The organism is Coxiella endosymbiont of Ornithodoros maritimus (genome assembly GCF_907164965.1).
Taxonomy (GTDB): domain Bacteria; phylum Pseudomonadota; class Gammaproteobacteria; order Coxiellales; family Coxiellaceae; genus Coxiella.
Window position 1 is genome coordinate 1 of record NZ_CAJRAM010000007.1, and the last position, 4,038, is coordinate 4,038.

Sequence of the window (4,038 nt, forward strand, 5' to 3'; positions counted from 1 at the left end):
GTGAAGCCGCATATACGTTCTTTTCGTCAAAACTGATTGTTGACAACAACCCTGGGGCCATATACGTATAGACCAAAGCAGAATACGGGAAAATAATGATCTCGTCTATCATCCCCGTATTTCACTGCGCTTCATACAGGCTATTTGTTGAAAACCTATACTTTTAACCCCATCTCGGCCCAAAATGGACGTTTCTATCCACAGGCTGAGCAGTTATAATCTAGGCGGCTGTATCGTGAGATCGGGCCTATGTCACAATGCGAAGTGGAAATCCCATGCAAAAACGACATTTAATTATACAATTGTTAACAACCCTTTTGGTTTTCGTTCCCGTTAGTTATGCTGCACTCGATTTGGAATTAACCAAAGGTGTAACCGCCGCTATCCCAATCGTCATTATGCCATTTGCTGGGCCGTCAGTATTAGCGTCCGGAGATGAAACTATCCCACAGGTGATCAAAAACGATTTGCAAAATAGCGGCCAATTTCGGGTGATGGGGCCCGATAATTTGGACCAGACCGGGGCTTCATTGCAGCAAATTGATTACAGTTATTGGCGCAAACAAAAAGTGAACGACCTCGTGGTTGCCGCTATTAATCCCTTAGGAATGCGCCGCTACCGAGTGGCATTCACCTTGGTTAACGTCTTTGATTCCAATAATCGCTTGTTGAGTGAATCCTTCAATGCCAATGACAAAGAGCTGCGTAATTTAGCCCATCACATTAGTGATTTAATTTATCAAAAACTCACGGGTGTAAGAGGCGTTTTTTCAACCAAAATTGCTTACGTTCTCGTCGAAGCTTCGTCTGAAAATACCGCTCCTAAATACACTTTAGAAGTGGCTGATGCGGATGGCTTTGGCCCTCAACCCTTACTGGTTTCTGACATGCCGATTATGTCACCAACATGGTCGCCCGATGGAAATAAAATAGCTTACGTTTCATTTGAGGGCCACCGTGCAGCGATTTATCTACAAGACCTCCCTACAGGGTGGCGTCAACGGCTAAGTGAAGCGCCAGGTATTAACGGCGCACCCGCTTTTTCGCCCGATGGCAAGCAGCTTGCGCTCGTGCTTAGCAAAACGGGCAATCCAAAAATTTACATTTTAAATTTAACCAACGGTCATTTACACGAGATTACAAATGGGTGGTCTATCGATACCGAGCCCGCGTGGTCGTCGGATGGGAAATCCTTACTATTTACTTCTAATCGAGATGGAACGCCGCAGATTTATAACTATTCGTTTGCTGATGGGAGTATTAGTCGGGTGACCTATCGGGGCGACTATAATGCACGCCCTTCATTTATGCCGGATGGTAAGTCCATCATTATGATGCATCGAGAAAATGGGTTATTTGGTATTGCGCGCCAGGATTTGACCACAGGGCAAGTGCAAATTTTGAGCGAAAGTGGCACCGATGAATCCCCGAGTTTGGCGCCGAATGGTAAAATGGCGATCTACGCGATGGAACACGGTGGGCGCGGCGTGTTGGCGCAAGTTTCTATTGATGGTCAGATTAAATTACGGTTACCGGCGCGAAATGGCAACGTCCAGGAACCGGCGTGGTCTCCTTTTTTAGGAGTGTAGAAGTCGTCCTTGAGCAGTAAATTTACAGACAAAATAAAGGGGGTAAATTTACAGACAAAATAAAGGGGATAGTTATGAACAACTTAGTGAAAAATTCGGGCTTGGGTGTCATTGCCCTGGCTACTCTTAACCTGGCAGCTTGTAAATACCATTCAGCCGGTGCAAATGCGGTGACTGGGTTAAGCGATGGCACAGGCGCTCAAGCGTACGCTTTGGCAGAGGCTAAAGGTTACCATGGGCAACTTAAAAAAGATTCCGAAGGGCGCATAATCAACCCATTGGTCGCCCCGGCTAATCAGACTTATTATTTTGATTTCGACAGCACTCAATTGCGTTCCGTGGATTTAGAAGCAATTCGTGTTCAAGCCAATTATTTAGCCACGTATTCCACCGCCAAAGTGCGTTTGGAAGGCAGTACGGATAACCGCGGCAGTCGAGAGTATAATATCGGCTTAGGCTGGCGACGAGATCAAGCGGTTGCTCGTATCTTGGAACAAGAAGGTGTCGCGCCGAAGCAAATTGATATGGTTAGCTATGGGAAAGAACGTCCTGCTGTTATGGGGAACAACGAGAACGCATGGAGGTTTAATCGTCGGGTTAATTTAATTTATGAGGCTTATTAAAATGAAAATAAAAACGTTATGTGTTTCAAGCGCATTAGCAGCATTGATGTTAAGCGCCCCGCTTACGTGGTCAGATGCGCCAGTGGAGGATATTTCAGCCCAATCGCAGCCTCCTACTGAAACCACAGTATCCTTGTCAGAGACACCACAAACAGCTATCCCAACTCCTTCTGTCTCCCTACCTGCTGCCCAGACGGATTTAACGGTCACGCAGCGCTTGGCGCGATTAGAGCAGCAGCTTAACAACATTATTAACATGAATCTACCTCAACAGATTAGTGACCTCCAGCAACAATTGGCTCAAGTACGCGGTCAGTTACAAGTGCAAGAACGCAATTTAGAATTACTCAATAATCAACAGCGCAGTTTTTATCGAGATTTAGATCAGCGAATCACTCAGCTTAAAAACTTAAATAGTAATAATAGTGACTCTTCCAATGACAATTCCGCCTCTTCTTCCCAAAAACCTTCAACGGGTGACACCTCAAACACCAATAATATTCAGTTACAAGATTCAAATACTTATCGACAATCATTGGATTTATTAACTGAAAAACAATATGACAAAGCAGAAGCGTCTTTTCAAAATTATTTAAACGATTACCCTAACGGAAGTTATGTTGCGAATGCGCATTATTGGCTCGGTGAAATTTACCTTCAACAGAAAGATCGGAAAAACGCAGCCCACGAATTTCAAACCGTAAGGGATAAATTCCCCAAATCGGAAAAGGTACTTGATGCGAAATTAAAGTTAGCCATCATTGACGCGGAAGACGGGGAAATTAAACAGGCTAAGGAAGAATTAACCGAAATTAAAAAACAACACCCTGAATCTACGGCAGCACAACTCGCCAATATCCGCCTCCACCAATTGGAGGAAGTTGATTCAGAAACAACAACGCCTTAATTGTGGACAAACTTAGAATCACCGAAATTTTTTATTCCTTGCAAGGCGAAACAAAGACGGTAGGGCTTCCTACTGTTTTTGTTCGGTTAACGGGATGCCCGCTTCGATGTCATTATTGTGACACCCTCTATGCTTTTTATGGAGGTCAGTCTCTATTGCTTGAAGACGTGGTTCACCAAGTGGCCTCTTATCAGACTCGTTATGTAACAGTGACAGGAGGGGAGCCGTTAGCGCAACCCGCTTCTTTGCCGCTATTACAGCGGTTGTGTGACTTAAATTACAGGGTTTCATTGGAAACCAGCGGTGCTTTGGATATTTCGAACGTTGATCCGCGCGTTATAAAAATTGTTGACGTTAAAACGCCGGGTTCTAAAGAGATGGGCCGTAACCAGTTTGGGAACTTTGAGTATCTATTGCCGCATGATCAAGTTAAATTTGTTATTTGTGATCGTCGTGATTATGAGTGGGTAAAAGATATTATTAACCGTTACGATTTGATCTCGCGCGCAGAAGTGTTATTTTCGCCCAGCCACGAGCAACAGGATAAACAGCAGCTTGCTGACTGGATCGTCGAAGATCGCTTGCCAGTTCGCTTTCAGCTGCAATTGCATAAATATGTTTGGGGGGATGTGAGAGGAAAATAAATGCACTTTAAACCACTCGCTCAGCTCTTGAAATCATCGCTTATCACCCAGATTTTATTTATAAATAATAATACAACAAACAAATACACCAAGGGAATAAAAGGCAGCATATTATTACCCACAAGTGGTAAAGACTAAAAACTTAAAACCCGTCCTTTCCGCGCAGGCGCCTAGAGCTCAACTTAAGGGGGCGAGGTAAAGAGGGAATATCAAGTAGTTGAAAAAATGTCTGTCGTTTCCGTGCGTAGGCTGCCTACCGACAGACAAAGAATCGA

General features: G+C 44.3%; 4 protein-coding genes. All 4 read left to right on the top strand.

What is annotated here, in order from left to right; genetic code table 11:
- Positions 1-257 precede the first annotated feature (257 nt).
- The 4 genes from tolB (at position 258) to queE (ending at position 3,763) form a co-directional block, all read left to right on the top strand.
- A complete protein-coding gene (tolB, locus tag OWO34_RS00380) occupies positions 258-1,589 on the top strand; it encodes a Tol-Pal system beta propeller repeat protein TolB (RefSeq protein ID WP_407647507.1) in 1,332 nt (443 codons plus the stop codon).
- Positions 1,590-1,663: 74 nt separating this feature from the next.
- Complete coding sequence (locus tag OWO34_RS00385; protein ID WP_267256156.1) at positions 1,664-2,212, top strand: OmpA family protein; 549 nt, start codon at positions 1,664-1,666, stop codon at positions 2,210-2,212.
- The gene (gene ybgF / locus OWO34_RS00390; protein WP_267256157.1) at positions 2,199-3,119 is read left to right on the top strand and encodes a tol-pal system protein YbgF; all 921 of its coding nucleotides are present in this window, start codon (positions 2,199-2,201) and stop codon (positions 3,117-3,119) included. Before OWO34_RS00385 ends, ybgF begins: the two co-directional genes overlap by 14 nt.
- Positions 3,120-3,121: 2 nt before the next feature.
- Positions 3,122-3,763 (top strand): 7-carboxy-7-deazaguanine synthase QueE, encoded by a 642-nt coding sequence (gene queE / locus OWO34_RS00395; protein WP_267256158.1) that lies wholly within the window; start codon positions 3,122-3,124, stop codon positions 3,761-3,763.
- Positions 3,764-4,038 lie beyond the last annotated feature (275 nt).